Annotated in this window: 12 protein-coding genes; 11 read left to right on the top strand and 1 reads right to left on the bottom strand. The window is 45.4% G+C overall.

What is annotated here, in order from left to right; genetic code table 11:
• Positions 1-559 precede the first annotated feature (559 nt).
• The 8 genes from AC3A8L_RS11520 to AC3A8L_RS11485 all read left to right on the top strand — a co-directional run bounded on the left by AC3A8L_RS11520 (position 560) and on the right by AC3A8L_RS11485 (position 9,875).
• On the top strand, positions 560-844 hold the full coding sequence (locus AC3A8L_RS11520; protein WP_487962405.1) for an STAS domain-containing protein: 285 nt from the start codon (positions 560-562) through the stop codon (positions 842-844).
• A gap of 17 nt (positions 845-861) precedes the next feature.
• The gene (locus AC3A8L_RS11515) at positions 862-1,224 is read left to right on the top strand and encodes a response regulator (RefSeq protein ID WP_487962404.1); all 363 of its coding nucleotides are present in this window, start codon (positions 862-864) and stop codon (positions 1,222-1,224) included.
• Positions 1,225-1,271: 47 nt separating this feature from the next.
• Positions 1,272-3,647, top strand: coding sequence for a chemotaxis protein CheA (locus AC3A8L_RS11510; RefSeq protein ID WP_487962403.1), 2,376 nt, complete (start codon positions 1,272-1,274; stop codon positions 3,645-3,647).
• Positions 3,648-3,656: 9 nt separating this feature from the next.
• Positions 3,657-4,184: a chemotaxis protein CheW gene (locus AC3A8L_RS11505; protein WP_487962402.1), complete on the top strand. Its 528-nt coding sequence runs from the start codon at positions 3,657-3,659 to the stop codon at positions 4,182-4,184.
• A gap of 32 nt (positions 4,185-4,216) precedes the next feature.
• Positions 4,217-6,943 (top strand): methyl-accepting chemotaxis protein, encoded by a 2,727-nt coding sequence (locus tag AC3A8L_RS11500; protein WP_487962401.1) that lies wholly within the window; start codon positions 4,217-4,219, stop codon positions 6,941-6,943.
• Between the two features lie 267 nt (positions 6,944-7,210).
• Positions 7,211-8,062 carry a CheR family methyltransferase gene (locus tag AC3A8L_RS11495; protein ID WP_487962400.1) on the top strand — a complete coding sequence of 284 codons (852 nt, stop codon included), beginning with the start codon at positions 7,211-7,213 and terminating at the stop codon, positions 8,060-8,062.
• 15 nt (positions 8,063-8,077) lie between these two features.
• Positions 8,078-8,716: a chemoreceptor glutamine deamidase CheD gene (gene cheD / locus AC3A8L_RS11490; RefSeq protein WP_487962399.1), complete on the top strand. Its 639-nt coding sequence runs from the start codon at positions 8,078-8,080 to the stop codon at positions 8,714-8,716.
• A 112-nt stretch (positions 8,717-8,828) separates the two neighbouring features.
• The gene (locus tag AC3A8L_RS11485) at positions 8,829-9,875 is read left to right on the top strand and encodes a protein-glutamate methylesterase/protein-glutamine glutaminase (protein ID WP_487962398.1); all 1,047 of its coding nucleotides are present in this window, start codon (positions 8,829-8,831) and stop codon (positions 9,873-9,875) included.
• A gap of 224 nt (positions 9,876-10,099) precedes the next feature.
• Here the strand turns inward: AC3A8L_RS11485 and AC3A8L_RS11480 are convergent, their stop codons facing one another.
• Positions 10,100-14,032 carry a two-component regulator propeller domain-containing protein gene (locus AC3A8L_RS11480; RefSeq protein WP_487962397.1) on the bottom strand — a complete coding sequence of 1,311 codons (3,933 nt, stop codon included), beginning with the start codon at positions 14,030-14,032 and terminating at the stop codon, positions 10,100-10,102.
• A 488-nt stretch (positions 14,033-14,520) separates the two neighbouring features.
• Between AC3A8L_RS11480 and djlA the strand changes: the two genes are divergently transcribed.
• From djlA to AC3A8L_RS11465, 3 genes are read left to right on the top strand one after another with little or no spacing between them, the layout of a single operon-like run.
• On the top strand, positions 14,521-15,330 hold the full coding sequence (gene djlA, locus AC3A8L_RS11475) for a co-chaperone DjlA (RefSeq protein ID WP_487962396.1): 810 nt from the start codon (positions 14,521-14,523) through the stop codon (positions 15,328-15,330).
• Positions 15,331-16,257: a S1/P1 nuclease gene (locus AC3A8L_RS11470; RefSeq protein ID WP_487962395.1), complete on the top strand. Its 927-nt coding sequence runs from the start codon at positions 15,331-15,333 to the stop codon at positions 16,255-16,257.
• Positions 16,254-17,096, top strand: a complete 843-nt coding sequence (locus tag AC3A8L_RS11465; RefSeq protein ID WP_487962394.1) for an SDR family NAD(P)-dependent oxidoreductase — start codon at positions 16,254-16,256, stop codon at positions 17,094-17,096. The genes AC3A8L_RS11470 and AC3A8L_RS11465 overlap by 4 nt, the downstream gene beginning before the upstream one ends.
• Positions 17,097-17,177: the final 81 nt, after the last annotated feature.

Genomic DNA, 17,177 nt, shown 5'->3' with positions numbered 1-17,177 from the left:
GGCAAGCGTGCACCCAGGAATTCAAAAACGGGAAGTTATTTCATGCACGCCCCTATGCAAGCGTTCCCGACGCTTGAATGTCCAGAAAACAATCAATTCACCTTTTAGGTGGGCATTATTTCTAACCCACCTGAATAGTTACAATAATGATTGTTTACTGGTTGTGGCCACAGCAGGTTGGCATCGTAATCCTTTTTTCTCGTGATTTTATTCCTTGACCCCTCAATTCCCTTAAGACTTTTTTGGAACACTAATCCTTTTCAATGGTTGAAGCTGTTATAGCTAAAGACGAAGTCGGCTCTATTTATTCTCAAGTATCATAAAAAGGAGTTTTTTTAGCACCATATGTATGGTTTGTAGGGTTGCGCATTAAATTCAATGAATGCAAGTCAATCCCGTTTTTTATATATAACGCTAGTTTTTTTACGTAAAAATAATCACCGTCTACAATTATATTATTGCAACTATCTTGAGGTTAATTTTTAGCGGGATAGTGCTTGTGACGGATAGCTGCCCATATTGCAGTTATTGCGAAAATGATACGGCAGAGGAAGGATATATGTCACAAAGCGTTGAATTTGAATTGCCTGAAAATCTAACGGTTGCCCATGTGCAAGCTTTGCATGAGCAGCTCGAGGCCCTTGTCGACGACAAAAAAAATGACAGCATTATTGCTCATGCAAAAGACGTTCGGCGGGTAGATACGGCGGGTCTGCAATTATTGCTAGTCGCAAAAGAGGCTGCCAAAGAAAGACAAATCTCATGGGTTTGGGATAAACCATCTGAGGTTTTGGTGGGCGGGGCACGCTTGTTAGGCATGCAAACTAAATTAGAAATTCAATAACTGTGTGGAGATAGGGTATGGCACGAATAATTGCCGTGGATGATTCTGCATCAATGCGACAGATGGTTTCATTTACATTGAAAGGGGCTGGGCATGATGTGATGGAGGCTTCGGATGGCGTCGAGGCTCTCAAGCTAGCGAAACTAGAGGGGGAGGTAGATTTAGTCATTTCAGATATTAATATGCCTAATATGGATGGTATTTCATTAATAAAAGAACTGCGAACACTGGCGCCTTATAAGTTCACACCTATTTTAATGCTGACCACTGAATCCAGTTCCGATAAGAAAATGGAAGGCAAGGCGGCGGGCGCTACGGGTTGGATTGTTAAACCCTTTAACCCTGATCAGCTATTAGCAACGATTGGCAAAGTACTTTAATGCGTCATTAAATCGTTAATTGCAATGTTACAAAAAAGGTAAGCGCAATGGCTGTCGACTTGAAACAGTTCCATCAGGTATTCATAGAAGAAAGCGTAGAAGGCTTAGATGCTATGGAATCTGCGCTGATGGAACTGGATGTGGAATCCATTGATGACGAAGTCATTAATACTATTTTTCGTAGTGCACATTCAATAAAAGGTGGCGGCGGTACGTTTGGTTTTAGTGCTTTGGCAGGCTTTACACATGTTTTGGAAACGCTTCTTGATGAAGTAAGAAGTGGTCAACGGGGTTTGGCGACAGAACACGTTAATTTACTGCTAAAATCTGTTGATTGTATGCGTGAAATGTTGGCGTTAATTCAAGACGAACGCAATGAATACACGCCCACGGCTATCGAGATACAAGCGGCTTTAGAGGCGGTGTTAGGACAAGGCAGCGAGGAAAGTGTTGTTGTAGAGGCTGTTGAGAGTAACGCTGAAAATTTCTGGGAGGTTATATTTAAACCTGTAGCAGGCATTATTCGAACGGGTAATGATCCTTTGCGCTTAATTCGAGATTTATGCGAGTTGGCGGAAAACTCTACGGTAGAGCTGTTAGGTGATACTCCCAATTTTGAAAATTTCATTGCCGAAGATTGTTGCTATCATTGGAAAATAAATATTGATGGCGAAGGTATTACTGAGCAAGCCATTCGTGAAGTCTTTGAATGGGTCGATGGTGACTGTGAGCTATTACTTAATTCGAATGTATCAAATACAAGTAGTGCGTGCGAGTCAGAACATCGCTGGCGCATACACTTCGCACCTTACCCGCATTTATTTCAAACGGGTAATGACCCATTACGCATATTTAATGAACTTTCGCATTTAGGCGAAATAGCGATATGTACGCTTAATACTGCACAATTGCCATCGTTTAAATTAGTCGATAGTGAAAAATGTTACCTTTCTTGGGATTTAGAGCTGCTAGGGCCATCGTGTAAAAATGAAATTGATGAGGTCTTTGAGTGGGTAACTGGCGAAGGCGATATCCATATTGAAGCCGTAAACTCAAGTGTATTGTCTCCGGTGAATGAAGACGTTACTGAAGCAACAGCTACGGTGCCCGTACAACAAAACATTCCGAGTGTGGCAGTCGCACCTGTTGCCGTAAGTAATGTGCCAGCGGCGGAAAAACCCACTGTAAAACCGGTGCAAAAGAAAGCCTCTTCTGAATCCTCATCGATTCGTGTAGGTATCGATAAAATCGATAGTTTGATTAATATGGTTGGCGAGCTGGTGATTACTCAGTCGATGTTAGGGCAGTTAGGAGCGGACTTTGATATGCAAAGCCTACCTAAACTTATCGAAGGTCTAAGTCAGTTGGAACAAAATACGCGCGAACTACAGGAAAGTGTCATGCGTATTCGCATGCTGCCTATCAGTTTTGCATTTAGTCGTTTTCCTCGAATGGTTCGTGATTTAGGGCAGTCGTTAGATAAAAAAATAGACCTGATTTTACAAGGGGAAAATACAGAGCTTGATAAAACGGTGATGGAAAAAATTGGTGATCCGCTCGTTCATCTTGTTCGAAACTCTGTGGATCACGGCATTGAAACATCCGCAGACAGAATTGCAAAAGGTAAGCCCGAAGTCGGTACGGTTACCTTAAATGCCTATCATCAGGGTGGTAATGTCGTCATCGAAATTATAGACGACGGCCGAGGCTTAGATCGAAATCAAATCGCGGCCAAAGGCATCGAACGAGGGTTGGTCAACGATACGGACGTTGCAACATATACCGATGAGCAAATATTTGATCTCATTTTCCAACCCGGTTTTTCGACAGCCGATAAAGTCAGTGATTTATCCGGTCGTGGCGTTGGCATGGATGTTGTAAAGCGTAATATTCAGGCATTGAATGGTGTTGTAGAGATACAGTCTAAGATAGGCGAAGGCACAAAAATAAGAATTAGCTTGCCACTAACGCTCGCTATTTTGGATGGGCAATTAGTACGTGTAGGCCCCGATACTTATATTTTCCCGTTAGTGTCCATTGTTGAGTCGATGCAATACCGTGAAGAATTTGTTAGTCATATTGCTGGCGGCTGTAGTGTCTTTAAGCTGCGTGACGAATATGTGCCAATAGTTGATTTATCTGAAGCCTTTGGCAATGAAAAGGTTGTCGATTCTGAACGCTCGTTAATGGTGGTTGTTGAATGCGATGGCTTTAAAGTTGGAATGTTGGTGGATGAACTTATGGCTCAGCAGCAAGTTGTGATAAAAAGTTTAGAACAAAATTACCAGCGTATAGAGGGCGTTTCGGGCGCAACAATCTTGGGCGATGGCAGAGTTGCGCTCATTATTGATGTACCGGGAGTTGTACGGTTAGCTGGCGCAGATCAATTAATTCAACAAAACACGCTACGAAAGACAGCATAGGATACCCGTATGCAAGCTGAAAAAATAGATGTTGGTGTGAATGGTCAATCCGACTCAGCCACTTCTGGTCAATACCTCACGTTTATCATGGATGATGAAGAGTACGGTGTAGATATTTTATGTGTGCAGGAAATTCGAGGGTGGGAGCCGACTACCCCGCTGCCCAATGCACCATCGCAAATAAAAGGCGTTATAAATCTACGCGGTACCATTGTGCCAATTGTGGACTTGCGCCAGTGCTTTGGTTTATCGGGCATTGAATACAGTGCTATTACTGTGGTTATTGTTTTGAAAGTACGCACGGAAGATGGCTCTCGTATTATGGGGATTGTTGTAGATGCAGTGTCGGATGTCTACACCTTGTCGCGCAGTGATATGCGCAGCGCACCAGATCTTGGCAGTAGTATTGATACTGACTTTATTCAAGGTTTGGTTACCGTTGATGAAAAAATGGTTATTTTGTTAGATATCGATAAGTTATTAACGTCCGATGATCTTCCTAGTCTGGATGAACTTAAAAGCGCCCTAAGCGCATAAAATTATCTCAAGAATTTGAGAGGACTATTAGTATGAATGCAATTTCACAGTTGTTTGGCGGTGGTAAAAATTCGGCAGTACTCGATGCGTTGAATAACGCTCAGGGTGTTGTTGAAATGGATGCACACACCGGTTTGATTAAGAGCGCGAACCGTTACTTTTGTAACTTGCTCGGGGTGCAGGCTGAATCTCTTATTGATACTGTTTTAGACAACTATTGTAGCGAACCCGATATTGGCCGGTCTATCGTAGAAAATTCACGCTCTCACACCATTCGTGAGGGCGCCGAGGTTTACATGCCGAGTCAAACGGCGCGTGGAAAAGTGTGGTGTTTAATACATTTTGTGCCCGTGACGGATAAAAGCGGTGGCGTTAACAGTATTATTGCCTTCGTTAAAGATGCCACCGAACGTAAAATAGCTGAAGAAAAAAATGCAACCAATAGTCGTTATGCGAGTGCCTTAAAGCAGTGCCAAGCCAATGTTATGCTGGCCGATAATGATTTAAATATCGTTTACATGAATGACACGGTAAAGGCTATGTTGCGCTCACGTGAGACAGAGCTTAAGGAACTGTTGCCCAACTTTAACGTCGACACATTAATAGGAACTAACGTTGATACTTTCCATAAAAATCCGGCTCATCAACGTGGCCTATTAGGTCGTTTACAAGAACCCTACAATACTAATTTAAAACTGAATGCACTAACGTTTGGTTTAATTGCTACCCCCTGGGTGGATGCCGATGGTAACCGCTTGGGCACTCTAGTTGAATGGTTGGATAAAACAGATGATTTAGCGAGAGAAACTGAAGCTGAAAAAGTTTCGCAAGCTAATTTGAGTATTCGGCAAGCCCTTGATGTGTGTGATACCAGCGTGATGCTGGCAGATCAAGATCTTAATATCACTTATATGAATAAAGCTGTATTGGATATGCTACAAAATCGCCAAAAAGAGTTGCAAGGTGCAATTCCAGGCTTCGACTCTCGCAATTTAATGGGCAAGTGTATTGATGATTTCCATAAGAATCCTGCCCATCAACGCAGCATGTTAGCCGGCTTAAGATCTTCTTATAATACCAATATTAAAGTGGATACACTGACGTTTGGTTTAATAGCAACGCCCTTATTTGATGACAACGGGGAGCGTACAGGGACGGTGGTGGAGTGGAAAGATAAAACCGTTGAACTTGAGAATCAAGAGCGTGAGTTAAAAATATCATCTGAAAATGCTCGGGTTCGTTTAGCGCTGGATACGGTGACGGCGAACGTTATGATTGCCGATGACGATGCCAATATTATTTATATGAATGATGCTGTTCAGTCGATGATGAGCGATGCAGAGGCAGACTTAAGAAAAGAACTTCGCGATTTTAGTGCTAAAAATTTGATGGGGAAAAATATGGATGTTTTCCATAAGAATCCTGCACATCAGCGCGGCTTAATTCAAAATTTGCGCTCGACCTATACCGGTAAAGCAGAAGTTGCGGGGCGGCATTTTTCGGTGATAGCCACGCCCATTATGGTTGATGGCAAGCGCATGGGTACCGTTGTTGAGTGGGCCGATAAAACCGCCGAAATTAATATTGAGCGTGAAATAGACGGTATGCTTGAAGCGGCGATGGGCGGAGACTTTACCCGCCAGTTAAGTCTAGATGGGAAGTCGGGCTTCTTTGTTGATTTAAGTAAAGGTTTGAATACGCTGGTATCAACTGTTGAGGTGTCTTTAAATGATGTGTTACGCATGCTAGGAGCAATGGCGAAAGGAGATTTGTCTGAACGTATTACGCGGGACTACCAAGGCGCTTTTGGTCAGCTGAAAACCGATGCTAATTTAACCGCCGATAAATTAACCGAAATTATTGGGAAAATTAGAGCGTCTTCGGGGGCGATATCAACCGGCGCCAACGAAATTGCGCAAGGTAATGCTGATCTTAGTCAGCGTACCGAAGAACAGGCTTCTTCATTAGAGGAAACCGCTTCGAGCATGGAAGAAATGACATCTACTGTGCGCCAGAGTTCGACTAATGCGCAGGAAGCTAATACCTATTCCGACGAAGCAAAAGTGAAGGCACGCAGTGGCGGCGAAGTTGTTTCTAAAGCTATACAGGCAATGGAAGATATTAATGTTGCCAGCAAAAAAATTAGCGACATCATTGGTGTTATTGATGAAATTGCTTTCCAGACGAACCTACTTGCCTTAAATGCTGCCGTAGAAGCGGCGCGGGCTGGCGAACAAGGCCGAGGTTTTGCAGTAGTTGCTGGCGAAGTGCGCAATCTTGCGCAACGCTCTGCTGGTGCAGCGAAAGAAATCAAAGACCTTATTCGAGACAGTGTGGCAAAAGTCGAAGACGGACGCGAGTTGGTTAACGCTTCGGGTGCAACGTTATCGGAGATTGTGGAGTCTGTTGAAAAAGTCGGCGGCATGATTCGTGAAATTGCGGCAGCGGCACTAGAGCAGACAAATGGTATAGAGCAAGTTAATACCGCGATATCACAAATGGATGAAATGACGCAACAAAATGCAGCGTTAGTCGAGGAAGCATCGGCAGCGGGTCAAGCTATGGCTGATCAAGCGCGCACGATGAATACAGTTGTCGAATTCTTCAGTGTCGGCTCAAGTCAGGGCCATTCAGCAGCCGGTACTTCGAATACAGAATTTACATCCGCTGCAGTAGCCCCCAGAAAGGTAGCGAAATCTGTAGCTAGCTCCAGTCCCCGTAGATCGGTTAAATCTGACGATGAGTGGGAGGAGTTTTAAGGGGCAAGGAAGCAATAGTTCATCCACTAATGCTTGATATCGACATCCTTATCTTCGCTGCTTAAACCTTTAAGCGCCTCGATAAGAAAGCCGATCTGTTCGCCTAATTGGATAAACTATTATTGCCTAGCCCCTAATCGCTTTTTGAGGAATCATTGAGCCAATATGTAAGATGGTAATAAATGATGGACGTGTCAGTAAGAATAAGGAGATTACTTTTTAAATTGGATCGAGGCCCATTCAGCGCCTTTATGTAGAGAGAATTTTATGTCTGGATTGAGTAATCGTAACAAGGAGGAGAGTGGAGCGGGTCGTGAATTTACGATGACCTACGCGAACTTTGTCCATATTCGAGAGATAGCGTATAGCTTGACAGGTATTACACTCTCCGATCATAAGCAGAATATGATTTATGGGCGTTTAGCTCGACGTTTAAGAGCTTTAGGCTTAGTTTCTTTTGAAGATTATTGTGCTTTGATTTCTGAGGAGTCACCCGAGCAACATGAATTTATAAATGCTATCACAACAAATCTAACTGCTTTTTTTCGGGAAAATCATCATTTCGATTTTTTAAAGGCGACCGCGTTTCCGAATATTCTACGGAAAAATGCAACATCTAAACGTTTGCGCATTTGGTCTGCGGGCTGCTCTACGGGTGAAGAGCCTTATAGTATTGCCATGACCCTGTCTGCAGCTGCCGGCTTTAATCAGTGGGATGTAAAAGTATTGGCAACAGATCTTGATACTAACGTTGTTGCAAAAGGGCAGCAGGGTATCTACCAGGAAGATCGTTGTACGGGTATTCCCGATGAATATACGCGTTACTTAAAGCGTAATCCGAGTACCGGTGAAATAAAAATACGTGAAGATGTACAAGATAAAATAGCATTCAAACAGCTGAATTTATTGCATCAATGGCCTATGAGAGGGCCTTTTGATATTATATTTTGTCGTAATGTTGTTATTTATTTTGATCAGGAAACACAAAAGAAATTGTTTGCGCGATATCATCAAATGTTAGCTGACGGAGGCTATCTTTTTATCGGCCATTCGGAAAATCTTAATAGAGTGTCTAGTGATTTCATATCATTAGGAAAAACTATGTATCAGAAGAAGTAATAGCGAATGCAGCCCGTGTCGAAAAAACCATTACAGATGCCAAAGGCGCCCAAAGGGTTTGAGCATATCAAACGCTTTTGGGACCCTACGCATGGCGTGATTACGGCTAAAATTCTGCCGGGGGAATGTTATGTGACTGGTGGTACTGAAATGATTAGCACCGTATTGGGTTCGTGTATTTCTGTTTGTGTGCGCGATCCATTTGTTCGTGTGGGCGGAATGAATCACTTTATGTTGCCGTTGCAGTCAGGTGCTACTGGTATATCACGCACTGCGGCTATGGACCCAGCTTTGTGTTATGGCAATTGGGCGATGGAATACCTTGTTAACGAAATTCTTAAGTTAGGTGGGCGCAAAGAGCGTTTGGAAGTTAAAGTTTTTGGCGGCGGTAGAGTGCTGGCTGGAATGACTAATATTGACGTAGGAAAGCAGAATATTGAATTTATCACGGAGTATCTTGCAAACGAAGGGTTGACGATTCAATCTCAAAATGTGGGTGATGTATATCCGCGTAAAGTGCTTTATTTTCCAGAAACTGGCAATGTTAAAATGAAAAAGCTGAAAACGGACAGGGTACCAGAGGTTTCTCAGCAAGAGAAAAAATATTTGGAGTCAATGGCCAAGCCTACATCGAGCGATGTCGAACTGTTTTAATCGCTTACCTGTTGGTAGAGAAAAGTGTATACGGTGTAAACATGTGTTTGGTTGTTTACTCCGAGTCGGTCATGTATTTTGGACGCATAGGTTCGCATTGGAGTGAATAACTTTGGAACGAAAAAAAACGAAAGTATTGATTGTTGATGATTCCGCATTAATTCGAACATTGTTAACAGCATTGCTGAGCGAAGATCGCCGTCTGGAGGTTATAGGGACCGCGAATGATCCTTTTGAAGCGCGTGAAAAAATTAAACAGCTATCCCCCGATGTTGTGACGTTAGATATTGAAATGCCTAAAATGAATGGCATTACCTTTCTGAAAAATCTGATGCGATTACGGCCTATTCCCGTAGTGATGATCTCGACATTAACACAAGCTGGCGCTCCTGCAACATTGGAGGCGCTTGAAATGGGCGCCATTGATTATGTTGCAAAGCCCCAAGGTGATGACCCGCAAGCCTTAGAGCGCTATGGGCAGGATATTTGTGAAAAAGTATATTGGGCTGCAAAGGCAAACGTCTCCCATCTTGCTGATAACCAAGTGCCGCAACCCAAGGCGCGCATTACGATGTCTGGCCGTGCTAAAACGGGTTTTATCTGTGCTATTGGCGCTTCAACGGGTGGAACCGAGGCGATTAAATGTGTGATATCGGCTTTACCCGAGCACGCGCCTCCAATAGTGATTGCACAACATATCCCGGCGGCGTTTAGTCAGTCATTTGCCAAACGTGTAGATTCTTGTTCGGCGGTGACAGTGCATGAAGCGGTGCATCAGCAACCGATTGAAGCTGGGAATGTGTATTTAGCGCCAGGGCATTCGCACCTTAGGGTTAAGCGGGTCGCCGCTGGTTATATTTGTATACTAGACGATGGTCCTGAAATTAATCGTCATAAACCTTCTGTCGAGCCACTGTTTGATTCTGTCAATGAGGTTGCAGGCAAATTGAGTATGGGCGTTATATTGACCGGCATGGGAGCGGATGGCGCACAAGCATTATTGCGGTTAAAAGAAAAAGGTGCCTACACTATTGTTCAGGATGAACAAACTTCAGTGGTTTGGGGGATGCCCGGAGCAGCGTTTAAACTTGGAGCTGCCAATATTGTTCTTCCTCTTGAAAAGATCAGTGCAGCAATTATTAATCATGCCTGTAAATAACCTTCTTTGCTTTTAAGCTGAAAGCCTTAGCTGAGAATAAAAAAGAGGGTATTCCTAGGGGGCGTGCATTAAATAACTTCCCGTTTTTGAATTCCTGGCTGCACGCTTGCCTTCGTTAAACATATTTGCAATAGCCGGCTATTACGCCATATTTTCGCCTCGCCAAGCAGCACCCACAAGCCCAAACTCCAGCAACTTATTCCGTGCACGCCCCTTAGTTTCTGTCAGAGTAGGTGCTGATTGGCTTTTTGAATGGACGTATTATTAACGGCTCGGGTATGCAGTAATACACTGAGTTGAGCTTTGATCCTCGCTAATAACTCTTCTTTTTTAACGGGCTTGCTGACAAAGTCGTTACCACCGCTTAAAAAACCTTGCGTTAATTCGGTTTCTACATCTTTTGCGGTTAAGAAAATTATAGGGAGTTCATAGATAGCGTGGCTTTTTCTTAATATTTCACACGCTTCGTAGCCTGTCATTTTAGGCATCATAACATCCAGAATAACGAGATCAATTTCAGGATGTTTCTGCACTTTCTCTATCGCGGATATACCATTATCCGCTTCGATGACATTATAGTTATGCAGTTTTAAAATACCATTTAATACCATGCGATTAATGGGGTCGTCATCCACGCTCAATATTGTAATTTTCTCGGAATTTTCTAATGGCTTAATTTTTAATGCTGTTTTGGCTGCTGGCTGTGATGTCACGTTTTCTGAAGTGTTTGGGTTTTCTTTTTTAAGAATGCTGGTTTCAATTGTCGTTTTTTGTGTGTCGCTAATGTTTGATTTTGTGTGTGTTTCTTTAGTGCGAGTTCGGTGTTGTTTAATGTTTATTGGAGGCGTTAGCCGTGAGGGTTCTTTTCGGCGTTCACACAAAATATCACTTGTTGGAATGGTAAAGATGAACGTTGTTCCTTTGGTCGGCTGGGAAACAACATCAATTTTACCGCCGTGTAATTCAATGAGTTGCCTGGTAATGGCTAGCCCTAAGCCTGTGCCACCATGTTCGCGTGCATCGCTGTGTTCTAATTGGCAGAACGATTGAAAAATAGTTTCTAGGTCATCTGGGCTAATGCCTATGCCAGTATCTTTAACGCGAATAGTTGTGGTGTTTCGATCTTGTTGGGCATTGATTTTAACAAAGCCACGGTCACTGTATTTAATGGCGTTGCCTATAAGGTTAAACATAATCTGCTGCAGTCGGTTTTCATCGGCGAGCACGGCGTAGAAGTTACCCGGTATTTCATTTTGTAATTTAATGGGTTTTTCGTTGGTCAGCGGCTCTAAAAGCGTGATGACGGTGTCGGTTAGATAGCGTAAATCGACGGCTTCACGTTTTAGGTCAATGGTGCGGTCAGCGAGTTTGGAAAGATCGAGAATGTCATTGATCAGGTGTGACAATCGTTTACCACTTGAAACAATCATACCCAGCTGGCCTATTTTGGCCGGGTCTAGCAGTGTCGTACAGCTGTCCCGTAAAGCTTCGGCTAGGCCAATAATGCCATTTAGGGGGGTACGTAATTCATGCGAGGTATTCGCTAGAAAGGAATCTTTCATTTTGTCGAGTTTAATAAGCTCGGCGTTAACTGCACGCTCTTTTTGCAGTTCTATGCGCTTGGCTTTATGGCGAAAGTAGGCCCACATTAGCCCCATGCAAACGATGACATAAAGGCTATAAGCCCACCATGTGCGAAGTAATGGCGGGCTAACGTTAATGTTCAACGTAGCACCTTGCTCGTTCCATACCCCGGCGGCATTAGCGGCTTTGACATGAAAGGTGTAGCTACCCGGGCTAATGTTGGTGTAGCTAGCCATATGCCGATTACCCGTATGATGCCATTCCTTGTCAAAACCTTCGAGTTTATAAGCGTATTGATTGCGATTAGATGAGCGATAGCTTAGTGCCGAGAAACCGATAGAAAAGAAACGTTGATCGAAATTTAAATCAATTCTTTGCGTGTTTTGAATTGTGTCGGTTAAAGGGCTCTGATCTGTTTTGGCGTTAATGTTTTCGTTAAATATCTTAAAGTTTGTAAACGCGACTGTGGGTGGTCCTTGCCGTGTTTCGACTTTCTCACTATCAAAAATACTCAAACCCTCGCTTGAACCTAAATAGAGGGTGCCTTTTTCGTCGACATAACTGGCATTGCGATTAAAATTGTTGCCAATTAATCCGTGGCTTTTTTGATATTTTTTGATGTTGAAGCTAGAGAGTGCACCATTGCTAGGGACAATACTTACAACCCCTTTATCTGTGGTTGCCCAAATTTTACCGTCTTGGGTCTCTATAATACTTGCGACATTACCCGAGGGTAAACCGTCAACTACGCCCAACCGGTGAAACTTTTCCCGCTGTGGATCCATAATGCTAATGCCGCCGCCTTGCGTACCGATCCATAAGTTGTTCCGTGAATCTTCAAAGAGGGCAATAACGCGATTGTTTCCCAGCGAATTCTCATTGTTGGGTTCGTGATAATAATGGCTAAAAGTATCCGTATCGGCATGATAGCGATTAAGGCCGTGTAAACTGCCGGCCCAAAGTGTGCCCTCGTGATCTTGTAATAGCGACCATATATGTGGGTTGGTAACGTTCTCGGGTTCTGGTTGTGAATGGGGGGCGAAATAGGTAAACCTTTGCGTCTCAAAGTTGAAGCGGTTAAGGCCACCGGTTTCTGTGCCTATCCATAAATGTGACTGGTTTTGATCAATCAGTAAGCTCCAGATGTACGCACTGTTGACCGTAATACCCTCGGTATCTGTTGCGCCTTCAGGGGAGGGCATGAAGTGCTCAAAATATTGGCTGTTAGCGGCCCGGCGATAAAGCCCGCCAGACCAGGTGCCTACCCAAAGGTCGCCATTATCTCGCTCGGTTAATGCAAGCACGGCGTTCGATTGTAGGGCGCCCTCTACTCCAGGTTGCGCAGCAATGTGCTGGCTGCGTTTGGTGGCGGGGTCAAAGCTGTTAATGCCGCCTTCAGTGCCAATCCATAAATGCCCTTGGCTGCTTTTTTGTAGGGTCAGAATTGTCGAGTGGCTTAGGCTGTCTGGCATGCTGGGCACATGCGCATAGTTCTCAAAGACCGTACTCGAACGATCAAAAAAATTGGTGCCGATAGGAAAGGCGCCAATCCATAAATCGCCGTGTTTATCTTCAAAAATGCTGCGGATATTATTCGAACTTAAGCTGGAGCTGTCGTAAGGGTTGTGGCGTAAATGGCTAAAATTATCGGTTATATGGTTGTACTGGGCTAAGCCGCCGTGGTCGGTTGCCACCCACAAATGATTAAAGCTATCTTCAAAAATATTCCATACGGTATTAGAGCCCAATGACTCGGGGTCGTTAGGGTCGTTAGTATAGTTTGTGAAGGTCTTGCCGTCGGGGTTCATCCGGCTAATGCCGCCGCCAAAACTACTGACCCATAATGCACCGGTGTGATCGCGCAGAATATCGGTGATGCGGTTGTGGCCGATGCTTTTGTCGTTGTTAGGATCGTGGGAAAAAACTTCGATGGCAAATGGTTTTAGCGTTAAACGTAGCAAGCCGGAAGAGGTAGTCCCAAGCCAAACGTGGCCGTTATCCTCGGTGTAAACAGCCCGTATGGCGGCGTTGGGTAAGCGGAATGGATCTTTTTCACGATCGGTATAGCTGCTGTAATGCTTACGGCTAGCATCGAGAATGTTAAAGCCATTATCGGTGCCGATAAGCAAGTTGTTATGGCTGTCGACGGCAAGGGCTCGTACGGAATCACCGGTGATAGAATTGGTATCAAACCCTTTTGAGCGAAAGCTTGTAAAAGTGTCGCTGGCGGCGTTGTAGCGCCCAAGCCCGGAGTCGGTGGCGAGCCACATTACGCCATCGTGATCAAAAATAATATCCCAAATGGCATTACTGGTGAGCGAGTTGGGGTCGCTGGGGGAATGTTGGTAAATTTTGACATCGTGACCGTCGTAGCGGGCTAAGCCGTGCTCACCGCCGAACCACATAAACCCGTGCGGGTCTTGGCGCGTTACATGGACGGCATTTATCACCTCGTCGGTATCGGTAGTGCCGTGCAATAAACGCTTGAAACGCATAGTTTCAAGCGGTGCAGCGGCGCTAACAGTGCTTAGCCATAAAGTGCAGAATGCACAAAAATAAGAGATCACTCGCATGAAGTATTCCTGTTGACGAACCCTGCCTGAGTATAGTCAAAGGCTTGTTGTCGCCTGTATTGCTTTCGCTTTTGGGCGATGGCAGGTGTGTTTTTCTGCCAGATGCCGCAGTTAGGGGCGTGCACCTAGGAATTAAAAAAAGGGAAGTTAGGGCCGGGGTAATAATAGCTTGTCCAATTAGACGAGGGCGCCTGCCGAGGCCTATAGGGCATAGGGTAACGCATCGGGGCAGGAGCCCCTTATTAGACATTGCAGGAGCATAATGTCGTGGAGCAGTTACCGAGGCATGTAATGCTTTGAGTAACGCTGTTGAGGGAGCAGGAGGCAAGTATTATTGGATAAAGCATTTTCTCCTCGGCCCTTATGTCATGTACGCCCCTTATTTAATACTGGCTGCTGCGAGCTTGCGCTTGGTTTTATGGACGCGCTAGTTTAGGCTGCATGCCTTTATTGATGAACCTTAAAATTGAGTGGGGAAGGTAGCGGTTATGGGTTTTATTATCCGCCTAGTGTGTGTGGTTATCGGTGTCAAATTATTTGGCCTATTCGGCATCATCTTAGGCTTTGTAGCAGGCCATTATTTAGCGAAGGGCATATACACGCAGCGCCAACGCTTGAACCCTGAATTGCGACGTCAAATCGAAAGCACTTTATTTTCGACCGCATTTCCGTTAATGGGCTATTTGGCGAAAGCCGATGGCCGCGTCAGCGAGCAAGAGGTCCAGGCGGCCGAAGTGCTGATGTCGCGCATGCAACTTTCGCCAGAACAGCGTAAAGAAGCGATTAATCTTTTTAAAGGTGGCACCAACCCCGAGTTTAATCCAGAGCCATTGGTGGGCCACTTTTTGCAAGTGTGCGGTCAGTACGCCGATGTGAAGCAAATATTGTTAGCTTATTTAATTACCATTGCCATGGCCGATGGCGCCTTAGATGCAGCAGAGCAATCGGCGATGCAAAAAATTGCTGAGCAAATGGGCTTTAGCCGTTTTGTTTTTGAGCAAATGCTGAAGATGGCCCAGGCGCAGGGCAATTTCAAAGGCGGTCACTACCAAGGCCACGGTGGCGCGCAGCAGCCTTCCTCGGCTGAAGTTATCGCCGATGCTTATAGTGCGCTGGGGATTGAGGCAAGCTGTACCGATGCCGAGCTGAAAAAGGCCTATCGCAAGTTAATGAGCCAATACCATCCCGATAAACTCTCGGGGCAGGGTGTGCCAGAAGAGATGATTAAAGTCGCCACTGAGCGTTCACAAGAAATTCAAGCCGCTTACGACACCGTTAAAAAGGCGCGTAAACCCTAAATGTCTTGTTGCTTTGCGCGGCTCGCGGTTTTACTGAGCATTCTGTTATCGCCGCTACCGGTTTTGGCGTGGTCGGCGCAGGGGCATGCCAATATTGCTGAAGCGGCTTTTTCACAATTAAGTGAGCCGCAGCAGCAATACTTTAATCAGCGCGCACAAGCACTCCTTAATAACGAGCGTGCAAAAAAGTGGCGTAAGGCGGTATCGCAATATTCTGCTTTTGCGCAAGTGGCTGTCTGGCCAGATACGCGCCGCGATAAAACACTCGGCGCTATTTTTAAGGACCACGCCAAAGCGTCAGTACCGAATTCCCTTAGTGCGTTTACCCGCGCTAATACTAAGCCTTGGCATTACGTGAATGCGCACTATTGGGATGCCACTAGTGGGCAGTTGTTATTGGCGCCATCTTCGCGTGGGCGTTGTCGAGTGGAGCGCGTTGGTTTGCTCGATACGGTTTGGTCGCCTTTATTGGCCGCCTATTCCGAAGCGAAGTCGCCCGCGGCGCAGGGTGTAGTGCTGGCCTTTATCGCCCATCTACTGGCTGATGCGTACCAGCCCTTGCATACATTGGCCGGATTAAATTCACAGTGCCAATCCGATGCCGGCGGCAATGGTTATTGCCTTGCTGAAAAGAGAAAGCGTTACTGTAAGGTGAATTTACACCGCCTGTGGGATGCCGGCTTTGACCGCTTTCTGGAGCCGATAAATATAGAAGCTGTGGCTACTATAAAGACGGCGCCGTTGGATATCAGCGTGGTGATTAATACGGCGGCGCAAGAGGCGCCTTTCATTTATAGTACGCCGCGTTTTCAATTACCGAATAAACCCTATACACAAAAGGCCGCTGTTATTGTGCAGCGCCAAAGTGCAGCTGCGTCGCAGGCGTTAGCCGTGCTGCTTCAGCATATTTACGAGCAAAATAAATGAGTAATAAATCGTGTTGGGTTGTGATTACCGGCTGTTCAAGCGGTATTGGTCTGCATGTGGCCGAAGGCCTTCGCGCGCAAGGCTACCGTGTTTTACCCTGTTGCCGCACAGAGCAACAGCGCGAGCGCTTACTGCAAAGCTTTGAGCGTGTTGTTGCGTTTGACCTTGCCAATAATGAGCAGGTGGAGCAGGGTGCACAAAGTATTCTGCAGATAACCGAGGGGAAAATTTATGCCTTGTTTAACAATGCCGCTTATGGCCAACCAGGCGCGGTTGAAGATTTAACCCGCGAAACGTTGGAAAAACAATTTGCCAGTAATTTTTTTGGTACACACCAGTTAACACGGGCATTACTGCCTGCATTGTTAGCGCAGCCCAAAGCGCGCCTGATTCAGCACAGCTCAATACTGGGGTTTGTAGGCATGGCTTATCGCGGCGCTTACAATGCCAGCAAGTATGCTCTGGAAGGGTTAACCGATACCTTGCGGCAAGAGTTGGCTGGAACCTCTGTGAAAGTCAGTCTTATTCAGCCGGGGCCGGTGCTCAGCGAGTTTCGCGCCAATGCGCTTAAAGCCTTAAAAGCGAATGTCGATTGCGAGAATAGCCGTCACGCGCAAAGTTATCAGCAAAGCCTTGAGCGCTTGCAAACCCAAGGTGCGGCGGTGCCGTTTACTGTTGGTCCAGAAGCGGTGCTTAAACGCGTCTTGCATGCGTTGGAAAGCCGATGGCCCAAAGTGCGTTACCCCGTCACGACCCCCACTTATATTTTAGGCGTTTTAAAGCGATTGCTACCCGCTCGCGGGTTTGATGCTGTGGTGAAAGCGGCGAGCAAAGCATAGGGTCGAGGAAAAAATACTTGTAACTATTCAGGTGGGTTAGAAATAATGCCCACCTAAAAGGCGAATTGATTGTTTTCTGGG

The sequence above is a fragment of the Marinagarivorans sp. genome, from assembly GCF_982758155.1.
The sequence above is the reverse complement of the archived record's forward strand: the minus strand, read 5'-3'. Positions and strand labels throughout refer to the sequence as shown.